Annotated in this window: 19 protein-coding genes; 9 read left to right on the top strand and 10 right to left on the bottom strand. The window is 49.8% G+C overall.

Going from position 1 to position 25,585, the window contains the following annotated elements; genetic code table 11:
- Positions 1–2 precede the first annotated feature (2 nt).
- The 3 genes from JI741_RS24720 to JI741_RS24710 all read right to left on the bottom strand — a co-directional run bounded on the left by JI741_RS24720 (position 3) and on the right by JI741_RS24710 (position 2,916).
- Positions 3–809, bottom strand: a complete 807-nt coding sequence (locus tag JI741_RS24720; RefSeq protein ID WP_202014120.1) for a hypothetical protein — start codon at positions 807–809, stop codon at positions 3–5.
- The gene (locus tag JI741_RS24715; RefSeq protein ID WP_202014119.1) at positions 809–2,131 is read right to left on the bottom strand and encodes a Gfo/Idh/MocA family protein; all 1,323 of its coding nucleotides are present in this window, start codon (positions 2,129–2,131) and stop codon (positions 809–811) included. Before JI741_RS24715 ends, JI741_RS24720 begins: the two co-directional genes overlap by 1 nt.
- 128 nt (positions 2,132–2,259) lie before the next feature.
- Positions 2,260–2,916, bottom strand: coding sequence for a GDSL-type esterase/lipase family protein (locus JI741_RS24710; RefSeq protein WP_202014118.1), 657 nt, complete (start codon positions 2,914–2,916; stop codon positions 2,260–2,262).
- Between the two features lie 154 nt (positions 2,917–3,070).
- On the opposite strand from JI741_RS24710, the gene JI741_RS24705 reads away from it, so the two are divergent.
- The gene (locus JI741_RS24705) at positions 3,071–3,997 is read left to right on the top strand and encodes a polysaccharide deacetylase family protein (RefSeq protein WP_202014117.1); all 927 of its coding nucleotides are present in this window, start codon (positions 3,071–3,073) and stop codon (positions 3,995–3,997) included.
- Between the two features lie 8 nt (positions 3,998–4,005).
- Here JI741_RS24705 and JI741_RS24700 read toward each other — a convergent pair whose 3' ends face one another.
- From JI741_RS24700 to susR, 7 genes are all read right to left on the bottom strand, one after another.
- Positions 4,006–4,476 carry a hypothetical protein gene (locus JI741_RS24700; protein ID WP_202014116.1) on the bottom strand — a complete coding sequence of 157 codons (471 nt, stop codon included), beginning with the start codon at positions 4,474–4,476 and terminating at the stop codon, positions 4,006–4,008.
- A 153-nt stretch (positions 4,477–4,629) separates the two neighbouring features.
- Positions 4,630–5,844 carry a hypothetical protein gene (locus tag JI741_RS24695; protein WP_202014115.1) on the bottom strand — a complete coding sequence of 405 codons (1,215 nt, stop codon included), beginning with the start codon at positions 5,842–5,844 and terminating at the stop codon, positions 4,630–4,632.
- Positions 5,845–5,901: 57 nt separating this feature from the next.
- Positions 5,902–7,152, bottom strand: coding sequence for a glycoside hydrolase family 99 protein (locus JI741_RS24690; protein WP_202014114.1), 1,251 nt, complete (start codon positions 7,150–7,152; stop codon positions 5,902–5,904).
- Between the two features lie 17 nt (positions 7,153–7,169).
- Complete coding sequence (locus JI741_RS24685) at positions 7,170–8,729, bottom strand: RagB/SusD family nutrient uptake outer membrane protein (protein WP_202014113.1); 1,560 nt, start codon at positions 8,727–8,729, stop codon at positions 7,170–7,172.
- 6 nt (positions 8,730–8,735) lie between these two features.
- On the bottom strand, positions 8,736–11,849 hold the full coding sequence (locus JI741_RS24680) for a SusC/RagA family TonB-linked outer membrane protein (RefSeq protein WP_202014112.1): 3,114 nt from the start codon (positions 11,847–11,849) through the stop codon (positions 8,736–8,738).
- A gap of 103 nt (positions 11,850–11,952) precedes the next feature.
- Positions 11,953–13,956: a glycoside hydrolase family 97 protein gene (locus tag JI741_RS24675; protein ID WP_202014111.1), complete on the bottom strand. Its 2,004-nt coding sequence runs from the start codon at positions 13,954–13,956 to the stop codon at positions 11,953–11,955.
- A gap of 233 nt (positions 13,957–14,189) precedes the next feature.
- The gene (gene susR / locus JI741_RS24670) at positions 14,190–15,749 is read right to left on the bottom strand and encodes a SusR family glycan utilization regulator (protein ID WP_202014110.1); all 1,560 of its coding nucleotides are present in this window, start codon (positions 15,747–15,749) and stop codon (positions 14,190–14,192) included.
- Between the two features lie 529 nt (positions 15,750–16,278).
- Between susR and JI741_RS24665 the strand changes: the two genes are divergently transcribed.
- From JI741_RS24665 to JI741_RS24630, 8 genes are all read left to right on the top strand, one after another.
- Entirely contained in the window at positions 16,279–17,109 is an 831-nt protein-coding gene (locus JI741_RS24665; protein WP_202014109.1) for a hypothetical protein, read from the top strand.
- Between the two features lie 29 nt (positions 17,110–17,138).
- Positions 17,139–18,056: a hypothetical protein gene (locus JI741_RS24660; protein ID WP_202014108.1), complete on the top strand. Its 918-nt coding sequence runs from the start codon at positions 17,139–17,141 to the stop codon at positions 18,054–18,056.
- Positions 18,057–18,936: 880 nt separating this feature from the next.
- Positions 18,937–21,231, top strand: coding sequence for an MEDS domain-containing protein (locus tag JI741_RS24655; protein WP_202014107.1), 2,295 nt, complete (start codon positions 18,937–18,939; stop codon positions 21,229–21,231).
- A 24-nt stretch (positions 21,232–21,255) separates the two neighbouring features.
- Positions 21,256–21,918 (top strand): response regulator transcription factor, encoded by a 663-nt coding sequence (locus JI741_RS33120; protein ID WP_202014106.1) that lies wholly within the window; start codon positions 21,256–21,258, stop codon positions 21,916–21,918.
- Positions 21,919–22,221: 303 nt separating this feature from the next.
- On the top strand, positions 22,222–22,998 hold the full coding sequence (locus JI741_RS24645; RefSeq protein WP_202014105.1) for a hypothetical protein: 777 nt from the start codon (positions 22,222–22,224) through the stop codon (positions 22,996–22,998).
- Complete coding sequence (locus tag JI741_RS24640; protein WP_202014104.1) at positions 22,995–23,714, top strand: sensor histidine kinase; 720 nt, start codon at positions 22,995–22,997, stop codon at positions 23,712–23,714. Before JI741_RS24645 ends, JI741_RS24640 begins: the two co-directional genes overlap by 4 nt.
- A complete protein-coding gene (locus JI741_RS24635; protein ID WP_202014103.1) occupies positions 23,711–24,136 on the top strand; it encodes a hypothetical protein in 426 nt (141 codons plus the stop codon). Before JI741_RS24640 ends, JI741_RS24635 begins: the two co-directional genes overlap by 4 nt.
- Positions 24,137–24,303: 167 nt before the next feature.
- Entirely contained in the window at positions 24,304–24,873 is a 570-nt protein-coding gene (locus tag JI741_RS24630) for a hypothetical protein (protein WP_202014102.1), read from the top strand.
- The last annotated feature ends 712 nt before the right edge of the window (positions 24,874–25,585 follow it).

The following is a 25,585-nucleotide window of genomic DNA, read 5'->3' as shown; positions in this document are numbered from 1 at the left end:
ACTTATCGCAGACTCTTCCCAAACGCCTCCCAATCAAACCCCGTCTCCACCCTGCCATGCCGCAACGCGGGAATCTGTGTGGTGACGATCAGCTTTGTTTCGCCAAGGTCGGCAAGGTGATGCTGTGGGATGTGGAGTTTCACAGCCTTGATCATTTTGAATTTCGCATCCGGAAAAAATTCCTGCACCGACAATTTCAGTGCGTTGATGTTGTTCATGCCATACATCAACACCACTTCGGGTTTGTGTGTGACGACCTGTTGCAGAATGTTTTTTATTCTGTAGTCATAAACATGTTTCTCATACAACACACGGCTTTTCAGAAAGGGAAACTGCGGCAGGTCCAGCCAGCTGTAATACCACGCATGGTTGTGAGGACTTGGCAAAGGATAGAGCTGAACCAGCGCCTGTCTTTGCGCCGATGCCACTGCAAAAGAATTTTTCTGATAGGCTAAAAGATCGGGCAGCTTTTCGTTTCTGTAGCCGTGCTCGAAGCTGATCAGGTTTTTCCACACGCCATGAAGCACGGCCTGGTTGCCAAACCGGTAGTCGTGGCGGTTTGTGAACTTGTCGGCTTTTGGGCCATCGCTAAAAAATGGAACATGGCGATATACTTCGCGCATGTCGCAAAGTTCGGGAGCGGTGGCGGCTCCGTGGGCATCCAGAAAATAGTTGATCTTGGCGGCCACTTCTTCCGGCAGGTCGCCGCCGCCTTCTTCATAGCCCACAAACCAGACCTTTGCCTGCCACGCGCCATAGCCGTAGAAGTGCGTGAGCCAGTGGAGAAAGGGCTTTTCGTTGATCAGCATTACAACTTCATTTCCCAACCTTTTTCATATTCGCGCTTCCACAACGCCGTGGCTTTGGGATTGTCTTTGATGTGTCCGTTTGCCGGATCACAATAGAGCGTTGCGCCCGTGCGATAGGCGATGTTGCCCAACTGCGGGAGCAAGGTTGACTTGTGGCCTTCGGAAATGGGTGCGTTGAGTTTTGTTTTTCCGCGCACGGCTTCCACAAAGTTGAGCAGGTGCATGCCGTCGAGACGCTCGCCCATGCCCATGGTGTTTACGGCATCGGCGGCCTGCAGGTCGGTCTTCACTTCTTTGATGAGTTTGTTGGCGGGGTCGAAGATTTTGTAGTCGTCGCCGCCGGGAATGAGCATGGTTCCTTTTTCGCCATAGAACACCACGCCTCGACCGACGCCCTCCACGCCAAAGCTGTTGCAGCTGCGGCCTTCCCAGGTCATGGCGGTGTTGTTGTTGAATTCGAAGGTGATGGTTTGGGTGTCGGGGGTTTCCCAGTCGTCTTTGTAGGCGAAGCGTCCGCCAGCCGAGACCACTTTGGTGGGATAGTCCACGCCAAGGCCCCAGCGCATCACGTCCATTTCGTGTGTGCCGTTGTTGAGGGCTTCGCCCGTGCCCCAATGCCAGAACCAGTGCCAGTTGTAGGGCACCAGGTTGTCTTTGTATTCGCGACGCGGCGCGGGGCCTTGCCACAGTTCAAAGTCTAACGTGGCGGGTACGGGCGCCACCTTGCCGGTGCCAATAGGCTTGCGGCCGTTGGCATACCAGCCCTTTGCAAAATACACACGGCCAATGGCACCCGCGTGCAGCTCCTGCATGGCTTCCATCACTTTGGGGAATGAGCGGCGCTGGCTTCCCATCTGCACCAGCTTGTTATATTTCGCAGCACCGGCCACCAGCATTTCGCCTTCGGCCGGGTTGTGCGAGCAGGGTTTTTCTACATACACATGCTTGCCTGCTTTCAAGGCCAGCATCGCGGCCGGAGCATGCCAGTGGTCGGGCGCAGCAATCACGATGGCGTCTACGTCTTTTATTTCCAGGAGCTTGCGCACGTCTTTGATGCCCTGTGGTTTTTTGCCGGAGATCTTTTCGATTTCGGCCACGGTTTTGGCAATCACATTGTCGTCAACATCACAGATGTAGCCCACCTCTACGTTTGGCAGTTTGGCAAACATGGTGGCGAGGGCCCATCCGCGGCTGTTGGTGCCAACCATGCCGATCACGACCTTTTCGTTTGGCGAACCCACGAAGCTGAACACGTTGGGGGCGACAAAGATGCCAGCGCCAGCCAGGGTTGCTTGTTTAATGAAATCTCTGCGGTTATTCATAGGTGTTTGAATTAGGGTGATGCGTGTTTGTGTTCCTGGGATAGGACAGTTTTTTTTATGCCAGACCCCTACACGATGTGTGCCGTTTTGGTTAGCGGCGTTTCGGGTGTTTCAGTGGTCGGTAGATTTTATTTCAGCAAGTACGGCTCCAATATCTTTTTCCAGATTTCATAGCCTTTCGGATTCATGTGCAGCATGTCTTGTGTGAAAATCTCTTTCATGGGCAAACCATCCGGACCCAACATGGCGTCGTAGACATTCACGAAGGTGGCGCGCTTGTCTTTTTTCAGATAGTCGCCAATGAGGCGGTTGGCTTCGATCACCACCGGCTGAAATTTCTGGCGGCTTGGGCTTGGTTTTATGGAGACGAAAAGCACCGGCACTTTGCCCAGGTTGGCGCGGATGTCGGTGTGTAGTTTCTTAAACCTGGCGAATACGGTTTTGGCCGTCACGGTGTCGGAAGCGGCGATGTCGTTCTCGCCACAATAGATCACTACCTGTTTGGGTTTGTAGGGGAAGATGATGTCGTTTTCGTAGCGAATCACGTCGGGCAACGACGAGCCGCCAAAGCCACGGTTCAGGATGGTGTGTGCTGGAAATGCATGTTGCACATCTCTCCATACGCGAAACGAAGAGCTGCCCACAAACAGGATGGGGCGTTTGGGTGGCGGGCTGATGCTGTCTTGTTTTTTGAAGTCGCGGATCTCGTCCCAGAAGGGTGCTTGCGCGCGGGTGGTGTGGAATGCTACAAACAGGAGACCTATTGCAAAGAGTGCTTTTTTCATGCAGGTTGTTTCGTTTTTTTGGGGCAGTGATTGTAATGAAAGATAAGGCATTTGCCAGCAACCGTTGCGAAAAAATTATGCGAGCGGTTTTCCCGGCCATGTCGCAATTGGAAAATAGCCGTACTTTTAAGATTGAACGTTAACCCTCGCGCGCATGAAACTCCGTCTCCTCTTCGCTTGCTCACTCCTGGCCTCGGTGGCGCTGGCCCAGAAAGAAGTGTCTATCACCCTCGACGATGTGCCCAACGTGGGGCTTTATAAAAAAGACAACAACCGGTCGTTGTTGCTGGAAAACATCACGCGTCTTCAACTGCCCGTGGCCATCTTCAGCAACGAGGGCAATCTTTATCAGAACACGTCGGCCGCCGACAACTATAAAGCGCTGGCGCAATGGATCGGCAACAAAAATATCACGGCGGGAAACCACACGTTTAATCATGTGGGCTATTCGAATGTTGGTGCCAAGGTTTTTGAAGAGAGTGTGGAGAAGGGCGAAGTGATCACCGAAAATCTTTTGAAACAGCAAGGCAAAACCCTTCGCTATTTTCGTTTCCCGTTCAACGACATGGGCAAAGACAGCAGCATGCACCGCCAAATGAAAACCTTTCTTCAAAACAAGGGCTACATCGTGGCGCCGTTCACCATCGAGAATTCGGATTGGGCCTACTCCGCTGTCTACGAAGATGCGCTTCTGCACGGCGACCAGGCCAAGGCCAAAACCATCGGCTCAACCTACGTCAGCACCACACTTGCCTTGTTCGACTATTTCGAAGCCTTGTGCCTGAAGCAACTTGGCCGCCCCATCAAACACATCTACCTCTGCCACGACAACGCACTCAACACCGACTACTTGCCCGCGCTGGTGGAAGGACTTCAGAAAAAAGGATATGCTTTCATCACCCTCGACAAAGCGTTGACCGACGATGTGTATGCACGGAAAGAATATTATACCGGCAGCGCCGGTTTCAGCTGGCTCTATCGCTGGGAGCCCGACGCCGAAAAAAGAAAAGCACTGCTACGCTCCGAGCCGGAGAATGCAGCGCTTATGAAAGCGTATGAAACTTTACAGAAGAAAAACTAAGACAACGCTCAGCCTGCTTTCGCCACGGCCATGCGCTCCACCGGTTCGATGCGCGCCATGCCCGACACGGTGTGGTTGGTGAACACGGGGTTGTTGGTGTAGCGCAGCACGGCTTCGTCGTGCACGTTGGCGCGGCTCACCACTTTTGTGGGGCCGATAATCACTTCAGCATTTCCTTTCAATGCCACGCAGCACACTTCCTTGGTTTCCAGCTTGCTGAAGTCCAGCACACAGTTGCCGCTGGCATATTCCACCACCAGCTTGCGGCAGGTGCCGTGAAACGTGAGGTGGCCATCGCCCTTCACAAAAAAAGTTACCGCGTTGCGCACGCAATAGATCAAGCCCGAGAGCTCGAACGAACCTTTTGCCACAAACTCCACATCGCCAAAGTTGCCAATGAGCAGCGAGTCGTTTCTGTGGACACCATCAAATTCAATTTTTCGGGGCAACGGTTGCAGTGGTTGTTTTTTTATTCTCATGAACAGATGTTGTTTTTAAAGCGCGTTAAAAAAATCGATATGCTGATATTTATAAAAACGGTGCAGGGGTGCTCCTTCACCTGGAGGAACACCCCGCTCCGGAAAAGAAATGGTCAGCTTCTTTTCATACTACACAACTAAACAAACCCGGTTCTATTTCGCTACAAAACTAACCGTGGTGCCTCCTTCTTTGGCGTCGACCGTAACGGTCACGTCATATTTGCCAGCCGTGATCACACGGTAGTTTGCATCTGCTCCACCCACGTCTTTGGCATTTTTAATTTTTCCTTCGGTCACGGCTGCACCGCCTACGCTGTTGGGCACGGTGTAGTCGAGAAACCATCCGCCCCATGCGCCGTCTTGCAGGAACACAAACTCACCATCGGCAATGAGTTCGGCATCGGTCCATTTCCAGATAAATTTCGAGCCGGAGCGTGTGGGGGCTTTCACGTCATAGGGGGTGTCCCATGCGGCTTGCTTGTCGCCTATTTTGTAGGCGTTGCCAAACAGTCCAAGCTTCACGTTGCTCAGGTCTTTAAACTCCGACCATGTGTCGGTGGCCTGGTTGTAGAGCAACTTCACTTTGATGTCGCCAGCCACTTTGTTGGGAATGTTTTCGAGCGAGAACACGAGCGGGTTCTTGCCACTGGCCCATGAGTCGCCATAGTTTGCCACGCCAAGGCTCGACAGAGTGGTGGCTGCGCCCTCCTGGTTGTAGGCATTCCATCCGTCGTGGAAGCGATAGCGATAGCCCGCCGCGCCTTTCAGCTTGATGGTGCTTTCGAACACGGTTGAGTCTTTTGATGCAGACTTCGGCGCGATGGCCGTGCCCGTTGCCCAGTTGCCGGGTGTTGCATCGCCAATGATGTTGGCCGTTACCGGCGCAAGCACTACTGTCTTTTTGTTTATGTTCACTACGGCGAAATAGAGGCCGGCATCTGTCACCGAAATCTCGGCTTCATCTGCCACCAGGTCGCCATGGATCACCGTGTTGCCAATGGGAATAAGATTGTCGGCCACATCGGTGCCTTTTTCTTTTTTGCCGCCACCCACAACACCGAGACGTGTCGCCACACCACTCACCACGTTTGCTATTTTAATTTTAGCACCGGCGCCGATATACATAAACTTGCCATACACGCCGTCTACCGTTTTTGTTTTCGGTGCCTTGTTCAGATCGAGTTGTGCCAGGGCCATGCGTGCGGCGGGCTCAACAGCCGTTTCGGCTATGGTGTTGGTTCCATAGATATACACGCCGTCCAGCTTGGGAACCAGTTCTTCGGGTGCGGGATCGTCTTTGCTACACGCCACAAACACAAGCGGCATCACCAGCATCATCAAAAATTTTACAGAGAATAATTTTTTCATAAGAGTTCAGTTTGATTAATGATTTGAATTCAATTCGTTCGGTTGTTTCTTTAAAAGTCATTCCAGGGTTTTCAACAGATTGCGCGCCTGTTCCACTTCCAGGTTCACCAGGTGTTGATAGGTTTGTTTCAGCGTGGCCAGCGCCGCGTCGTTGCCTTTGTACTTTATTTTCTTGAGGTAATATTCGTGCACCATCTCCAGCTCCGTGCGTGTGTAGGCAACGCCGGCGAACTGCTGGAGAATTTCGAGACACTTGTATTGATCTTCGGTGGTCGGCTCAATCACCGTGCCTTCGCCAAAGTCGTTCCAGGTCACCAGCTGCAAATAGTCGAGGTTATATTCCTTTGCTTTGGCCAGTGTGTTGCTGAACGTTTGTCCATCGTTGAAATCCACATAGCCATAGCTGTTGCCTGTGCCGCCTTCTTTATAGAAATCGTGGAAGCGTGGATAGGCCGAGCCCATCAGCACACTCATGTTGCCCTTCTTGTTATAGAATGAATTGAGCTGACTGAGCGACGCATTAAAATCCACCCACGCAAACTGACCGCTGCCGTTGTTGCCCACAAAACCGGCATGATCCCAGAGGGGAAGAAACGCAGGCTTTGTCACGTCCTTGAAGATGTCTGTCCACTGATCCATGTCTTTGAAATAGCGCGGCCCGAACGTGAGCAGCAGCGGCTTCTTGTCGATGGCGATGTGATATTTGTTTTTGAAATAGTTGTCGCTCAAAAACTTCATGTCTGTTTTCGCGGCGTCAATACCCGTGATGCCCAGCTTTGGTGCCACCACCTGGGCGGTGTAGTCTTCATAGACCATCGCGAACTGCACGCCTGCGCTTTCGGCTTGTTTCACCAAAGCTTCGGTGGCCTGAAAGTTTGTGTAGTAGTCGTAGACCTTGTAGGTGCCATACCAGTCCACCAGAATGCCGTCTACGCCGGCGTATTTCATCAGCAGCAAATGATAGTCGAGCACGTCGGTGTCTTTCGAATCGTAGGGGCCGATGATCGGATGATAGTGGGAAGCAATCTGACGCTGTCCGTTGTCTTCAATCACATCCGGATTTTTGTTGGTCATGGTCCAGTGCGAGCCCCAATAGCCCGACACCGGCTTGCTTTGAAACCACGGCATGTAGTGCATATACAACTTCATGGGGTTGGTCTTTGTGGCCGTGGGCAACAGGGGTTCCTCCTCCTCCACCGTTGGTTCCGGATCGGGCTCTGACGAACTGCACCCCGGCAGCATGGGCAGCATCAGAAAGGCCGCCATCGCGAAGCACTGCAGTGAATAATAAAATGCCGGTCGTTTCATGGTTTGTGTCGTCATGCTCAGTAGCCCGTGCTGGGTTTCATGTTTTTGTTCGTGTCCACCTCGCGCAACGGTATGGGGTAGTAATAGTCCTTGTCGTTGTAGATGATGGTGCCTTGTGTCTTGTTGTAGGTGTTGTATTTCTCCACTTCTTCCTGCACGATGTGCCAGCGCACGATGTCGTACCAGCGATGGCCTTCGCCAAACAGTTCGAGGAAGCGCTCCTCGCGAATCTTGTCGCGCAGCGCCGTTCCGCTCAGGCCCGAAAAGTCAACGGTGGGTTGTGCACCTTCAGGCGCAAAGCCATAGGCACGACGACGCACTTTGTTGGTATACTCCTGTGCCGTGGGGTCGTCGCCAAGTTTGTTCATCGCTTCGGCATACATGAGGTACACATCGGCAAGGCGCATCAGCAAATAGTTTATGCCGCTGTTGCGGTTGGTGGCCAGCACGCAATAGTCTTTGGGCACATACTTGCGGAAGCTGTGGCCGGTGAAGTTGAATTCGCTTTTGCCAACCTGCGTCATCTTTCCATCCGAATCCATTGCAGAGTCGGTGGGTGCGTAGGTGCAGATTTTCAGGCGCGGGTCGGTGCCGAAGCGGAAGATGTTCAGGCCGTGTGGTGTGCAGTTGCTCCAGCCTCTGCCGGGAGGAGCCAGCACCAGCGCGATGCCCGAGCCAAGTCCATTCTCCCAAATGTTTTGCTGCATGTCTACCGTGTAGTTGATCTCCAGCAATGACTCCTTGCTGAACTCGGCCTTGCCCTGAAACAAGTCGTCGTAGTTCTTCGATGGCAACAGGTTGTAGAGACCGCTGTTGAACACTTCTTCGAAATAGGTCTTCGATTTTTGATACTCTTCCATGTAGAGATACACCTGACCGAGATATCCTTTCACGGCATACTTCGACACGCGCGCGATGTTGGAACCATCCCACGTGTCGGGCAGTCCGGCCTCGGCCGCTTCAAAGTCTTTGATGATTTGCTGGTAGACTTTTCCCACCGATGCGCGGGGCACCATCATCTCGGCATTGTTGGTCGCCACTTTCAAAATGAGCGGCACTGCCAGTCGCGCGCTGTCTTCTTTGTAGGTGGCTTCTCCCCACAGGCGCACCATGTGGAAATAGGCAAAGCCGCGAAGGAAGTGTGCCTGCGCCACCATCTTCTTCAGCTGAACAACCTGATCGGCCGTTGCTTTTCCCGAGGCTTCGAATGCCGGTGCATTTTCGATGAGATCGTTGGCACGTGCCACGATGCGATAGAAACCGCGCCATGCGATGTAGACGTTGCCGTCTATCGATGTCACTTCGTTACGGTTGCCCGCGTTCCAATAGTCAGACTCGTGTGGCAGGGCCAGCAGGGTTTGCACGTAGAACGTTTGTCCGAAGAGGTCAAGGTTTTTAACGGCGTCGTAGGTGGCGTTTAGCGACAGGTCGAAGTTTTCAATTTTTGTATAGAAGTTGTCGGCGTTCAGTTCGTTCTGGTTGGTAAGGTCCAGAAAGTTGTCGGAGCAGCTCACCAGTGTGATGAGCATGCTCACGACAAGAAGGGAAGAAAGTATTTTTATGCGCGTGCTTTTCATATCATTCTAAAATTGAAGTTCAAGACCGCCGGTGAACGAACGCACCTGCGGGTAGTTTCCAAAGTCAACACCACGGCTCACGTTGGTGCCCGCCACTTCCGGATCGAGACCGGAATATTTTGTGAACGTCAACACGTTGTTGGCATTCGCATACACCCGCAGCCGCGTGATGTGCCACTTCTGCAACAGCCGCTGCGGCACGTTGAGGCCGATCTGGATGTTGCGCAGTTTGAGATACGATCCGTTCTCCACGAAATAGCTGGAAGGCTTGCCCCAGTTGCCGTTCGGATCGCTTGATATGTTGCGCGGGTTGCCCGTGTGATTCTCGGGAGTCCATGCGTCGTGAATGGCCGTTGTGGTGTTGTTGTCGCCAAAGAAGTTGCGCGTGTAGGCCTTGCTGGCATTGAAGACATCGACACCCTGCACACCCTGAAACTGCAGGTTCACATCGATGAGTTTGTTATAGACCGCGCCGATGTTGAGTGCGTAGGTCATCTTGGGCCAGGGGTTGCCAATGATGGTGCGATCGAAGTCGGCCGTGACATCGCCATCGGGAACACCGTTGGCGCCGCTGAGGTCGCGATACATAAAGTCGCCCGGCGCAGTTCCCGCTTCCTGATAGATGCCATCGGGTGCCCACGAGTTCACGGCATACACGTCGTTGGCCGAGTTGAGCACCTGCTGCACCTGGTAGCCATAGAAACTTCCCACGGGCTTGCCCACCTGTGTGCGCGACATGCCGCCGATTTGTCCGCCGGCGCTTCCGGCGGTGATGGCATCGTCGCCGTTCAGCTTGGTGAGTTCGTTTTTGAGAAACGATGTGTTGCCGTTGAAGGTGAGGTCAAACTTCTGCACCGTGGTGGTGTAGCCAAAGTCGATGTCGATGCCCCGGTTGCGCATGGTGCCGATGTTCACTTCGGGGTTCACCGGATCGAAGTTGTGCACCGCGATGCCCACCGACGGTGGAATGGGCACGGGATACAACAGCGACTTCGAGTCTTTGATGTAGTAGTCAACACTCAGCGACACTTTGTTCTTGAACGCCTTGATGTCGAGGGCCACGTTGTGCATGTAGGCTTCCTCCCAATGCACTTCGCCGTTGGGATATTTGCTGATGAAGAAACCCGTCACCTTGTTGCTGCCCGATGTGTTGAAAGCATAGGTCGAGAATTGCGACGTATAGGTTTTGAGATAGATCCAGCTGCCAATGTTTTCCGAACCGAGCTTGCCCGTGCTGGCGCGCAGCTTCAGGTTGGTGATGTAGGGCACATTCCGGAAGAACGACTCCTGCGATATCCTCCACCCTGCCGACACCGACGGAAACACACCCCACAAATTTGACGGCCCAAACTTGGGTGCCGAGGCATCGCGGCGGATGTTGGCTTCCAGCAAATACTTTTCATCAAAGTTGTAGTCGAAGCGACCAAACTGCGAGAGCAGGCGGGTTTGGTTCACGTTCTGTTTGTCGGTGGTAGAGATGGCGCCCGTGGCCAGGTTCAGGCTGGACGCTACGTCGATGGGAAAGTTGTTGCCCACCACGTTGAAGTGACGCGAGTCCCACTGCGAAGCTTCGTATCCGCCCATCACTTTCACACTGTGTTTGTTGAACGAGCGCGTGTAGGTGGCATAGCCGTTGGCCGTGATGGTCTGATCATTGCCCGAGCTGTAGGTGAGCTGCGCGATGGGGTTAGACAACGAACCGTAGTCAAACGCTTCGTTGAATTTTTCGCCGAGCATGTTGTAGTAGTTGTAGCCCACGGTGCCGCGAATCACCAGGCCCTTCACCGGCGTGGCTTCGAGGTAAACATTTCCGTCGAGGCGACTGTAGGTTCTTTTTTCGTGTTGCTGATATTGCGTTGCCACGGGATTGGGGCCCTGGAAATAAACCGGTCCCCTGCCCCATCCGCCATAGGGATTGGTGTCGTCATAAATGGGCATGATGGGAATGGAGCGATACGGAATTCCGCCCGCACTGTTTTCGTCGTTGTTGCCAATCGGATTTTCAATGACGCGCGACAACAAAATGCTTTCGCCCAGCTTCAGCCATTTGGTGAGGTGCATGTCGGAGTTGAGGCGCATGCTGTAGCGTTTGTAGTTGTTGTCGATGAGAATGCCGTCTTCGGTGTCGTGACCAAAGCCCAGATAGAAATTCGATTTGTCGTCGCCCTTCGAAACCGAGAGATCATAGGTGCGCAGCACGCCGCTGCCAGCATAGAAGGCATTTACCCAGTCAGTGTCGGATGAGTAGTTATCCCAGGAAGGATCGGGATTTTGACCGGCGTTGAGGCGACCTTCTTTTCTGTATTTCACAAAGTCGGCGCTGTTCAGCAACGTGGGCAGCTTCACCGGCGAACGTTTGCCGATGGAGGTCTTAAAGTTTACCTGCAAGTTTCCTTTGCCGCGTTTTGTGGTGACAAGGATCACCCCGTTGGCCGCACGCGCACCATAGATGGCCGATGCCGCCGCGTCTTTCAAAATCTCGATCGACTCCACGTCGTCCACATCAAACTGATTGCCCGGGTCCATGCGAATGCCGTCGACAATCCACAGCGGGTCGGTGTTGTTGATGGAGCCCACGCCGCGGATGTGAACTGTGGGAGCAGCACCGGGTGCACCACCGTTTCGGGCCACCGTCACACCGGCCGTCATGCCTTGCAACGCCTGGTCCAAACGCAACACCGATTTGTTCTCCATGTCTTTCACGTTCACCGACGCCACGGCGCCAATCACGTTGGAGCGCTTCTGCTCGCCATAGCCTACCACCACTACTTCGTCGAGCGCCTGAATGTCTTCGGTGAGCGATATGTTCAGCGTCGACTGTGTGCCCAGTGGAATCTCTTTGGTGATGAAACCGATGGAGCTGAACACGATCACCGCCTCGGGCGACACCTGCAACTGGAAGTTTCCCTCGCCGTCGCTCAGCGTTCCCGTGGTGGTGCCCTTTTCATAGATGCTCACACCGGGAATAGGTTCGCTCTTCGCATCCGTTACGCGCCCTGAAATCTGGCGCCCCGCCGTGGCCTGCCCCTGCACATCCCACACGGCGAACAGCTGCAGAAGCACCACCAGTGTGATGAGGGAAGGCATGGCGAATAAAATTCTTGGTAATGTTTTCGTCATAGGTTAGGGTTGTGGGTTTGTTTCTTGCACACCGGTTCTATCCGGCATGCAGGTATATTTTTTCATGCAGCGGAATTGCTTCTGCTGCAGGTTGCTCTTCACGTCAGGGTTTCTCCTGGAATCGTATTGCCGCGCCACCACCGGGTGCCAGTTTCAAGTCAAGCACGGTGGTGGCATCTACCTCTTTCGACACAATGTCTAGCGGCAGCGGATTGGTGACCATGTCGGCGCCGTTACCATCCTGATAGATCGTGGCTGTATATTTTTTTCCGGGCGTGAGGAAGTCGAGTTTCACCGGAAGCGTGCGCGCGTCTTCGTTGGTGATGCTGCCCACAAACCAGTCGTTGCTGTTGCGGTCTTTGCGCGCGGTGGTCACATACTTTCCGATCTCGGCGTTCAAGACTTTGGTGTCGTCCCAATCGGTGGGAACATCTTCGATAAATTTGAAGGCGGGTTTGCCTTCATAGTTTTGCGGAAGGTCGGCGGCCATGTGCATGGGACTGTAGATCACCACATACAAGGCGAGTTGTTTTGCCAATGTGGTGTGCACGCGAAAGTTGCCATCGGTCTTGAACTGAATGTCGAAGATGCCGGGTGTGTAGTCGAACGGGCCACCAAGACAACGGGTGAACGGAATGATGGTGGTGTGTGCCGGAGGGTTGCCTGTGCTCCACGCTTCATACTCGGTGCCACGACCACCTTCGCGTGTCATCATGTTGGGATACGTTCTGCGCAAGCCCGTGTCTTTGATGGGTTCGTGCACGTCGAGCATCACCTTATACTTCGCGGCCATCTCCATCACCTTTTGATAGTGACGCACCATAAATTGTCCCTGGTGCAATTCACCGGCGGGCTTGCGATTCACATAGCCTGTCTTCAGCCGGTGAATATCGTACTGCGCGCAAAGCTTGAAAGCATCTTCCAGCTGTTTCTCATAGTTGGCAATGTTGCCGCCGGTTTCGTGATGGGCAATGATGCCTACGTTTTTCTCGTGTGCATAGCGACTCACTTCGGCGAGGTCGTAGTCGGAATATGGTTTGGTGAAATTGAAGTTCTCGCCTTTGGTCCAGTCGCCTTCCCAGCCTTCGTTCCAGCCTTCGGCCAGTGTGGCCGAGAGGTGGTGAGTGCTGGCAAAGTCGATCAGCTCTTTCATGTTTGCCGTAGTGGCTCCGTGGTGAGGACCACCTTCCCACGTGAATGTTTTCAAATGCATGCCCCACCACATGCCGTTATATTTGCCGGGCTTGATCCACGACACGTCGGCAAGTTTGTTGGGTTCGTTCAGGTTCAGGATGAGGTATGATGTGACGAGGTCGCCGGGGGTGTCGCCCAGTTGTATGGTTCTCCAGGGTGTTTGCAACGGGGCCGCAGCCTCCACGCGATTTCCGTTTGCCCACGGCACGAGGTCGGCCTTGAGGGTGTGATGACCTTTTTTCACCAGCGCCATAGAGGCATAGTCTACCAGTGCAGCTTCGTGAATGCTCACAAAGTTTTTGTTGCCGGCCGAGAGTGTGAGGGGTGTGTTCACCGTCTCTTTCAGCTCGCTCACGTTGTTCTGGGTGAAGAGATATTCGGAATCAATGTCGTTGCCGTAGGTAGGAATCCACCACGCCGAAAGATCTTGTGCGAGGGCAAACTCGGTGAGCTCGTCCAGGATCACAAAGTTTTTCAGATTAGGCTGGGCGGGAATTTCATAGCGGAAGCCTATGCCGTCGTTATAGACTTTGAAGATGATGTTGAGCTTGCGCTTCAGGTTGGAGCGTTCTTCCAACGCCAGCGTGAGGCTGTTGTATTGGTTTCGGATGGTCTTCGCTTCACCCCAAACCTGCGTCCAGGTCTCGTTGAACGACGCGGGTGTGGACGACACAATCTTGAAATCCTTGTTCAGGGCGGGCAAGTCTTTCAGCACAAAGCCGAGAGCCGAGGGGTTCAGCACCGCAACTTTGTTACGGAGCACGCTATAGAACGGCACGCCGTCCTTCAGTTCAAACTGCACCGTCACCTTTCCATTGGGCGACGACACCTCCACCGGTCGGTCTTTGGTAGTGCCCGTCAAAGCGATCAGGGCGAAGAGAAAAATCAGTAAAACGACGTAGAATGCCTTCATGTGTTGAGCGTTTGGGTTAGGGACAAAAGGAGCAGAAAGGGTCTCTGCCACCGTTTGCGTTAGCTCAACAAAGCACGCCTGCGGAAAAGGACGGATGAATTATCCCACTAAAAATGTAAATAAAAGTGGGGCATGTAAATGCCTAGAAATTTGAATATCAATCGATTGCGAAAATATGGAACAGGCAAAAATATAAACCCATGTGAGGGGTTTTCGGGCCGTTTTCAGGTCGTCTAAATCGTTTGTATCTCCATTATCTTCTGTTCGAACTTCTCGTTCGGGATAATGGACTTGCCTTTGACCCGGGCTTTGTAGTTGTAGATGGTATTGATGGAGTAGTCCAGAATCTTCGCAATTTTCTCGGTGTCGTGGATGCCCATGCGGATGAGGGCGAAGATCCGCAACTCGGTGTTCATGAGCTGGCCTTCTTTCAATACGATCCGGTCTTCCTCCTTAAAATAGGAGTTGAACACGCTGATGAAGTCCGGGAACAGTTTCAGGAATACTTTGTCGAAACTGAAATAGAGCTCCTCACGCTCCTTCTTCACGTTGATGTTGTTGACAATGAACTTGATGTCTTCCAGCTTTTTGGTGATCAGCTTCATTTCCACCGCTTTCTTGAAGGCTTCGATCTTGCCGAGGTATTCGGAATTGATGTTGAAATAGTAGCCGATGTATTCTTCCTTGATGGTGTTGGCCTCCATGAGCGCCTTTTCGGTGCGTTTCAGCTTTTTGAGTTGTTTGAAAATGACCACGGCAAACACAATCACCAACACGGCCAGCACGGTGAGGGCCGTGGAGTAGATCAACCAAAGCCTGCGTTGCTCGTCCACATTGTGCACTTTGGCGGCGGCGATCACGGGCAACACCGAACCCACCTGCACTTTGCGCTGGCGGGCGCCATAAAAAATGGCATCCTCCATGGCTTGTTGAATGAAGGTGTAGGCATTTTTGACGTCTCCATTATTATAGAGCAACTCGGCCAGGCTCCACATGGCGGCTGTTTCTTTGGTGGCCGACTGGATGTCGGCAATGGCGGCCCGGGCCAGCAGGTTGATGGCCTGGTCGGTTTCGTCGCGCGAAATGTAGAAGTAGCTGAGGGTCGAGGCCGTTACCGCCAGCTGGTGTGGGGTGAGCGGATAGTGGCCCATCAGCTCGTTCAGGTTGTTTAGTGCCTCGCTGGTGTTTTCGTTTTTCAGGTTTTTCAGGCCGCTCAGGTACAAAAAGTTGTAGTCGTTGGGTTTGCACAACGCCTTGGCTGAGTCCACATATTTGTTGCCCATGGCCGTGTAGCGGGGCGTGTAGAAACCGTCGCGGTCAAAATCGCCAAGATCATAGTAGGTTCGGGCCAGAATGGAGTAGTAGTCAACGCGGATGCTGTCGGGCAAACCGCGCACCTGCAGGCCGCCCAGCGAGTCGATGGTTTCTTTGAACATGCCTGACGAGAGCAGGATGAACCCCAGTTTCACTTTGGCATAGGCGATTTTAACGGGGTCGTCTATTTTGCGGGCCAGCAATTGCAGGCGCTGGATGTTGGCAAAGGCTGAGTCATAAATGAAGGCTTTGTATTCGTCCGACAGATTTTGGAGCACCAGGAAACGGAACTGGTCGTCGCGGCCGTTGGGGCCGCTCAGTTGGCGGTGCAGGTCTTCGAGCCGATCCAGTTTCGGTTTTGTAAACTCTTCGCGCCGTTCAATCACTTTGTTCAGCGCCACCAGCAAGCTGTCGCTTGTCGATCGGGCCATGGCCGACCCCGTCACAAGCATCACCCCCAAGAGAATCCACACTTTCATAAAAAGGAAAACTTTACCAATCTTAAATTAGACAAGCCCACCAAGGTATAAGAAAACCCGTAAAATTCCCCTGTTTTCGCATTTTTTAGCTCCAATGAGACCCGGTTTGGCTATGTATTCTGATGGCGTTTTAGGTCCGTTTTGTTACTCCTTTGTTACTCAAAATTCCTAAGAGGGTTGCAAGTCAATAACTTGAACCCCATCCCTACGAAGGCTTTGTATCCAGGTGACAAATTATCAAATCTGAGTGTAGCTACTCAAAAAATGATTAAATGACCGTAAGTGTGATCGCAAGTTTCTAGGATAAGGTAGGGCATCACTCTACACTAAAGCAAAGTGCCTTTTTTTCGTTTTACGCTAACACTCCAGCCAGGCACACAACGCAAACTCCAGACTTCAATCGCACAATTTTTTTTTGACTGCAATTTCATTGCAGTGTGAAGTCGGACTTTTGCCAAACCAGTCCGGCATTGCATGGCAGAGCGGTGCGCCGGTATCATGTTGTTCTACCATTAACTTTTTAATACTTATGAGATCATCTAGTTCTGTTGCATGGCTATTCGCAGATGCCTGGTTCACGGTTAAGGCGCAAACAAAAACAGTGTGCGCTGTCCATTCTTTGGTGCAATGGTTGGCCGGCTGCCTTGAAAACTTGAGGCAAGGTCAACACCTTAAACGCGTTGTCGTTATGGGGACGTTCGTCTTCGTGTTGCTTTTTTTGCCGGTCTGTTCGTTTTCGCAAGACAACGCCGTGCGCATTGCGCCGACGTACACCATTCCGCTCGGCAAACTTTCCTGGAGCTACTTGCCTAGCCCGGGCGCCAGTGTTTCGTTCGTCTATGTTCAGTCGCATAAAAAAGGAGTGCCGCGCTTCATCACTGGATTGACTTTGAGCTACACAAAATTGCAGCCCCGAGCCGACACCTTGTTTTATGTGATTGATAGCGATGTAGATGGCCTGTCGAACGAGAGCGTTGGTTTGGGCACGGCGGTATTCAGTCCCTATAAAATGCTGCAATTTCAGCTATTCATTCATCGCGCGATTTCCCTCAAAAAGAAAAAGATCTTCTTTGAGCCGGGAATTGCCATTGGCGGCATGTACGGCTCTCAGAGTTTCGAGTTCACCACGTTTACTGGTGGCGGCGAATCGTATGACGAATCTGTTATGTGGGCGACAATGGGCCCGCAGGCGGCAATAGAATTTAAGCTCAGCAGCGCTCTCAGCATAATCCCATCGATTTCATACTCGTTCATGGTGCAAGTGGGCAGCAACGATCCCGAATCGGTCGACTACAATCCGAACCTCGGCACCACGCAACATCTGTATTCGACAAGCCTTGCCTTAAACTATTCATTCTGATGCATTTCCCCAAACTAACATCCCTTATCATGCTCGGCCTCGCCGTGCTGACAGGTTGCAGCAGCTCGCCGTATCTTTCCAAAGAAGAGGCACAGCGAATCGCAGACAACATTAACGACTCGCGCAATCCCCTCAAAGCGGTGAGAAATGTTGTAGCCATCATAAACAACGACGTCTACTACTTCAACCGGCTAGACACCGTGCCGCGCAGACTCACCAACAGCGCCACCCAAGAAAAGACCGATGTGAAACTCTCCAGCGACCGCAAAAAGGTGGCCTATCTCAATGAGGGCGGACATCCCGTCATTATCAGCGCCACCGACGGAAAGGTGATCGAAACATTGTGGCAATACACTCATATAGACCAGATGGGCTGGGTACGAAACACCTCCACTTTATACATGCTGGTGAACAATAAGGTTGAATGGTATGGCGAGCGCATCGACATCGAGCAGCCGGTCACGAACTACAGCAAGGACGCTGTTTTGTCTTTCTCCATGAACAGCCTTGACGAGCACGGATATTTTATCGAGGCTTATGGTGGCAACGATCGCCTGATCTATCAATCGGCAGCCGGCAAAATCGATGATGGGTTGGGTTTCTCCGAAGGGGGATCCTACAACTATATCGACTTTTTTGACAACAAAGGTGGGTTTATGCTCGGAAACCGGAATGGCTTTGGCGGCACCTTTGACCGCGTTGGTTGCCGGACTGGCTACGACGACTATAATTACTTCATGTGGCGTGAGGGATCCATGCGATCACCAACATTTAACGCCAGCATTGAAGTACTTGTTTATGGAGGATGGGACGGCACAAACTATTTCGTAAAGGCCGTATATCTTGGCACCGACGCCTACGCCAACACAGGATTATCTGACATTCTCCAAGAAACGCTGACCAACTACACTAGCAATACAGCGGTGTCTGTTGATTGGGTACAATAGCCCTTAAAGAATGCTGGCGTGCTTGCCTAAGACATTATCTATAAAATAGTCTTCCGCTTTTTTTTACTGGAAGATTATTTTACAGAAGTATGTGGATGATTATTTCTTCTCCTTCTTAAACGCCACCGTCTCAATCTCCACCAGGTTAATCAGGATTCGCTAACCCCGCCACTGCAATTGAAGACTACTTCTGTTACGCTACCACCATTATTCGCAAGAATAAACGATTTAAACGCTAACGGTATTTTATGTTTTAGGCCATTTCAAATGCAGCAATATCATTTTTTTTAACCGGCGGGTAAGAGAAAATAAATGTTAATTTTTTCACAGCTTAAATATCCTGAACCATAAAAAGACTTATACAAATCACAGATCCGATGTGGATCATTTTGACAGGCCTATGTGCATTTGACTAAACGAGTTGCATTCAACTACTTTTCACGTCTCTCGGAAGACTGACCCTAACAAGAATGATTCAATTGCAAATAGCCGATACGCCTTCCTGATCCCAGGCTTCAAATTTCGCCTTCCCATCACATGCCTTAAACAAAAAAAGGAGTTCAGTTTTTTATAAATGCAGCCATTGTTCTGGTGTAATGATTGGACTCAGTGAGCACCAGGCACCGCGCCTAAGAAATAGCACAAACTGCCTTTGCGTGTTCGTTAGCCAATTCGCCGCGCCACCATCTACATACTTAAGTTGAAATACTTGAATTTATCAACAGACAACTTCTTTGCCCGAAGCGTTTGCATAAATTGGGTTGCTAAGCTTATTCACCTGGAAACTTCCTGATTGCCGCTGACTCGTTTCTGGTCAAATGGTAGAGGAATTGGGTGGTACAAGCAAGCTAAATTGATGGTCAGGGCAACACTGCAAAAGATGGACGCCCCCTTCATACATAAAACAAAATCACACGGAACCTGTAGTTTTAATGATTTATTTCCTAGCTTTTTAGAAGCAAACACCTGTATGGAAAGTGCCGACCTTGGGAATCAGTCTAGATATACCGGTATTGATGTTATCGGTAATGCACCGTGGGGTACACATTTCTGTAATTTCTTTTATTCCAAGCAAGACCTGTTGGAAACGCTGGTTCCGTACTTCAAGGCTGGTTTGGAAAACAATGAATTTTGTCTTTGGATAACAAGCGATCCTGTGTCTGTGAAGGACGCTCTGGCAAGCCTTCGCCATGGCATTCCACTTCTTGACCGATATATTACCTCCAACGCCATCGAAGTTTTGCCGCATGCAGACTGGTATTTAAAAGATGATGTATTCGACCCCGCGCGTGTCATTCACGGATGGGACGAGAAACTGAATGCTGCTTTGGCAAGAGGACACGAAGGCATGCGCGTGAATGGCAACGAAGCTTGGCTCGAGCGCCACGTCTGGAAAGATTTCATCGAGTATGAACGTGAACTTAACAATTGGATAACGGGTAAACGTATGATTGTTCTGTGCACGTACCCGCTTGACAAATGTAAGGCGGCGGATGTGCTGGATGTTGCGCATGCACATGAGATGGCTGCTACCATGAGAAATGGGAAATTGGAGATCCTTGAGAAACCAGAACTAAAACGAAGCAAAGCAGAAATTAAAAAATTAAAAGAAGAGGTTGAAAAACTTGTGGAAGAGCGAAACGGTCAACTCCTGCAAGCCCTTCAGGAGGTAAAGGTCTCTGCTGAACGCTTCTCAAGGCTATTTCATCTCAATCCATTCCTTCCAATGGTTCTCTCCGATTTTGATGATGGCAGGTACATCGATGTAAATGCCTCTTTCACAAATCTTTTTGGATTTACGTCTGATGAAGTAGTGGGCAAAACAATCAGAGATCTGGATTTCTGGCTTAACCCAGTCCAAAGAGACGCATTGGTCGAAAATATTAAGCATGGCGGAGTGGTCAATAATGAGGAAGTTAAACTTAAGGATAAGAATGGAAAGCTATTGGATGTCCGCTTCTCAATGATCGCAATCCCAATGAACGATGGCCCGAAAGTGCTGTCGATGGCACTTGACTTTACGGAACAAAAGGTTGCGGAAAGAATGCTAAAGGAAAGCGAACAAAATTTAGATGTACTGATCAATAGTTCGCCTGGCGAAATATGGCTGGCGAGCACGGATCTAAGATTAGTAAAGGCGAATCGAGCATTTTTCAAAAGCTTAAAAAAAATTACCGACTTAGAAATCGCAGAAGGCGACTCTTTGATTTTCCCAGGTCTGACTAAAAAAGCGAAAGATCTATGGGAGCGGCTTTATCGGCAGGCATTAGGGGGAGAAAACGTTGTGGATATCACCCACGTAGTAGAACCGGATGGTTCAGAATTTTATCACGAAATAAGACTGAACCCGGTCAGAAGTGAAGACAATACCATCATTGGAATCGGATGTTTTTCGAACGACATCACGGAGTTAATCCAGTTCAGGAAAGCGCTTGAAGCAAAAGTGCTTCTTCGCACGCAGGAATTACAGAAGGCATTAGAGAAGGAGCAAGAATTGACAGCATGGAAAGCCAGGTTTGGTTCGATGGTATCGCATGAATTCAGAACGCCATTGGCGGCAATAAGAAATACGGCAAACTACGTTCGAAGGTATAGAGATCGTATCGAACCGGAATCTTTAAATGATAAGATCGGAATAGTGCTTGCACAGGTTGACCTCATGAATCGAATGATGGAGGATTTGTTGGTGCTCGGCCGTGCTGATGAGAACAAGATTGCAGTGGTTAAGCGGAAAGTTGAAATCCGATCCTTTTTTGAGTCCCTGAAAAATGACCTGGAAGAAATCAGTAATGGTTCCCACTCCATCCTTTGCCAGTTTGACTTTGAAAGTAAATACATAGATGCTGACGATGACTTACTCCGCAATATATTTGTCAATCTTTTGAGCAATGCGATCAAATTCTCGCCAGGCAAGTCACAGGTTTGGGTACATGTCCACGATCTTGGCGAAAACTTACGGATTGAGATTAAAGATGAAGGCATAGGTATAAACGAAGTGGATTTAATAAAAATATTTGAGCCCTTTGAGCGAGGACAGAATACAAAAGGAATCCAGGGAACAGGATTGGGCCTTTCCATTGCGAAGAAGGCAGTCGACCTGATGGGTGGCACCATTGATGTATTGAGTAAACCGGGAAATGGTTCAGTGTTTTCGGTTACGATACCAGCGAAATGACAACTTGTAATTAAATAAAAGCTCGTGGCACGGATCAAAGTTTTACTAGTCGATGATCACACTATCGTTCGCGATTCAATCGCCATCATGTTGGCGCAGTTCGATGATATACAAATCGTTGGGTCGCTCTCAAGTGGTGAAGAACTGATCAGTAAAATGAGAGATCTTAATCCCGACGTCATCATCATGGATATACACATGAAAGGTATGACCGGAATTGAGGCAACGCGCTGGGTGAAAGAACGCAACAACAAAGTAAAAGTGATTTTACTTTCTATGGAGGTAAAGAAGGAACTTGTATCTGCCGGAATACAATCTGGCATTGACGGCTACCTTCCGAAAGATGTGCAAAAATCCACCCTCATAGAGGCCATTCGCGTTGTGAGTAAAGGCGAGAAATATTTCAATGAAGCGATCACGAGCCTGGTTTTTGAAGACTTCTATAGCAGGGAAGTTTCAGCACGCCAGACAAAACAGCACCTTGAGCTCACAAACCTGAGTAAACGCGAAATGGAAGTTCTTCAACTGGTCGCATCGGGAAAGTCCGACAAGGAAGTGGCGGACCAACTATTTATCAGTACAAAGACAGTGAATACGCATAAAATGCATATCCTTGACAAACTCGGATTAAAAAACACCGCTGAACTGGTCAAGTATGCAATCAAAAATGAATTGATTGAATTTTAAAATACCCGTTTAGCTTAATTGTAGTCTTGATCTTACTCAGATCAGATTTATCTGATGCCTCCGTCTGTCTGGCCGGATCTATTCGCCACGCAAATTTCACTCGCCCTGAACAGGATTAAGATAATTCCTGTAGCCTGCCCACGCACTTGTGCGTGTTCTTAATAGCCCAAGGCGCGATCGTCACTCGCGTCAAGGCATATAATTATCCTTGACGATTCCCATTATCTGATTTTTTGGAATCAGCTATAGCTGATTTTTCCTGCGCTTCTGAGTTGCACTTTAGCCATACTAAACAGCAAAGTTATGACAGCAAAAAGAAGACTCGAAGGCGACAGCCTCACGCGATGGCTGATTGCCATTTTGTGCTTGTTTCTATCGTTCAAGTCGTGTGTGGTAAAAGGCCAGGCACCAACGACCACTATCAAGGAGTATGGTTATACAGCAGAGTCTTACCTGCAGACCGATAGTGTCAGCAAGAGAACTAACAAACCTGTTTACCTGGGATATGAACTTGCCTTGGGCAGACCTATCTACACGCTGAAAAGTAACCTTACCGAACTTAATCACCTCCGCGTAAGCAACCTGGGCGTTATTGTTGGCGGTGTTGTCGCCAATACGTTTGGCAAACTCAAGGTTAATGCAGGGCTCTACTATTCCGATGCCTCCCTTCCTTATAGCTTCGACTTGTTTACGGGGGGCTTGTCCGCTCATGCGTACTTATTGCGAATCAGCAGTCCCAAGCATCACACTGTAGAGCCATACTTTATTGGCGGTATCTCCCAGCAGCACATTAAGTTCTATGGCAACTATCTTGATAAGAACGCCACACGCAACTTTAGTACATCCGAAGAACAGTTTCTGGGAAAAGGAATTACCACACAATTCAATGTTGGCTTGGGTGCTGAATATCAACTAGAGAACGATCATGGAGATTTCATTCATCTGTTTGCAGAAGTTGCGTGCGGTGTTCCTGTGGCAATGCATTGTACCCGCGAGGTATTTGACCACACCCGTATCATAAACCCTGTCTCGATAAGTATTGGAATCAGTTTTGGGAAAATTAAAGAACGCAGCAAATGAAACAGAAAAGCGAAAATAGAATCAAAGAAGAATTGGCACAAAGCAAAATGATCATTGAACGCTTTGCTCGCAGTTGTTCACACGATCTCCGCGGACCATTGGCTTCCATACAGGGATTAACCCAAATAGCCCGCCATGCAAATGCCGACGAGTTGAGTAATTGTCTCAACCTTATTCAATGCTGCGCGAAAAACATGCAGGAGATGATCCGCAATCTGGAAGCCTACATAACACACTCACAACGCGACCTGAGTTGTGATGAATTAGATGCCGGCAACATGGTAGATATTATCCTGAATCAGTACAAACCGGAAATCAGAGACAAAGGGCTTCAGGTTGTAGCAAGCATTGAGCAAAGTCACCAATGGGTTTCTGATCACGATTGCAATTTTCTGATCCTTAAAAATGTGATCGGAAATGCTATTCAATTTTCCGACCATGAAAAACGGGTGAGACAGGTCGATATCCGTGCAAGGTCGAATAAAAGGGGAATGCTGATCAACATTCGTGATAATGGAATCGGTATAGGCAAGGAACAGCAAACATCAATTTGTCAGCCTTTCTTTCGCGCATCGACTCAATCACAGGGTGGCCTGGGATTGTTCCTTGTAAAGACCTTGACAGAAAAACTGGGTGCTGAATTCTCCATTCATTCGCAAGAACACGAAGGGACAACGTGTTCGATCGTTATACCTAATCTGAAAAAAGCAGCATGAAGCGGAAGATACTTTTCTCGGTTCTTTTCGTGACGCCAGCATGGCTGTCGGCTCAGCACGTAGTAGTATCACCAATGGTTGAAAAAACAATCAACAACTATCAATATGGAGGTTCAATCTCACTGGAAGTTCAATCTCAATGGAGGTTTGGAGTTTTCTACCAAACCTCTTTATCAAGGCTGGAACAGACCAGACCACACGACCAATTTTGGGGCATGACCGTCTCCGCTCCGCTGATGAAAGCGGACCGAATAACATTTTACGGCAACAGTCGAGTGGGCTTCGTTAACAAATACTTCCTGGTGTTGTGCCCCGCAGTTGCTACGGAGTTGAAACTTCTAAAGCGATTTCACCTAAACGTTGCCATCAGTATCCGGAAAGGATACCTGTCAGCTCAAACATCCATGAACATTAAAATATAGACTATGAACAAGTCAAATGATTTGCTTGATCCCGGTTATCCAGAGTTGAATAAAATATGGTTTGAACAACGTATGGACCATTGCACCAGAATGATAAAATGGCTTGTCATTGTAAACATAGTTACATGGTCGGCCGTGGCATACATTGTAACTAAATCTTCGTTGGTATGATGCACAAGGGGTTTGGACTATTGGCTTCGTTAGCGCTTTTACTCGGCCAGGGTTGTGAACCTGAAGTGGAGCTCATTAGAACGTTTGTCACACGACAAGGTGAACACTATGCGCTTCCACGAGTGGTAGAAAGTCTTCAAAGCCGGACGTTAGCATTTGATGCTATGTTCAACGAAACTGCGATCTATGATTTTGGTGATCCCGCACTACAGAGTAATAAAAACAAGTTGCTTGGATTTTCAGATTGCAATTCCCTTCATCATGAGAACAGCGCACGATTTGCCTGGCAGTGGCTCAACGGAAGGCTGGAGATTTATGCCTACTGCTATGCAAACCGGGAACGTCTTGAACAATTTGTCGGTGTTGTTGATCTGAATGAATTCAATCATTACCGAATTGAGATCAGAGAAGATCACTACGCCTTCTTTCTAAATAATGACCCCCCGGTATTCATAAAGCGTGGCAACACATGTGAACGTGGTGTGTATTATATGCTTTGGCCGTATTTCGGTGGCCACATCCCTGCTCCCCACAATGTGCAGATATTCATTCGGCTCTATGAATAACCTCAAACAATATGTGCAAGTGAATCATTTTGATATTGCTCCTTGCGCCACGGACACATGATGACTATTGCCGTGCATAAGACACAAGTATTTAAATAAATAAAATGACACATGAAGAGTCGTGCAAAAATAATTTCGGGGCTTCTTTTCGTACTAGCAAACACAGTTGTGTACGGCCAGCCCGGAGTCAAGCGAGCTGAGCCTGTGCCGTTAGAAGGCACAAGTATACTCATTTTCTTGGGCGCGATTTTAGGTATCTGGTTCATCTATAGGCGCAGCAGGAAGACCATTCAATAATTTATAAACGTGATTATGAAGAGCAATTTTTATGATAATGAGGATGAAGAAGCCACTCCGTCCGAAATGAAAAGTATTGTGGCAACATTTGCTATATTGTTGGTAATCACAATTATCATTGTTGCCATTATCGTAATAGCTATTTCTCGAATGTAACGGAAATTCTTTTTTCCCTGGGCACACTACCTCAGGGGTACTCCAGGTGCCCCTTGCCAAGGACCAAGGCATTTGGTGAGTCAACTGGTCAATTTACAGATTCCCTTGCTAGACATTTTACGATGATAATTATTACATTCGAGTGTAGCTACTCAGGGAAGCTTACGCTATCAAAACCCTTCAAAAATCGCCCAAATCAAGCTCCAAATGGGGATTATTGGATGTCTTCTTGATTTCTCAATCTAAAAGTATACAAAAA

Source organism: Chryseolinea lacunae (genome assembly GCF_016735595.1).
Lineage (GTDB): Bacteria > Bacteroidota > Bacteroidia > Cytophagales > Cyclobacteriaceae > Chryseolinea > Chryseolinea lacunae.
The sequence above is the reverse complement of the archived record's forward strand: the minus strand, read 5'-3'. Positions and strand labels throughout refer to the sequence as shown.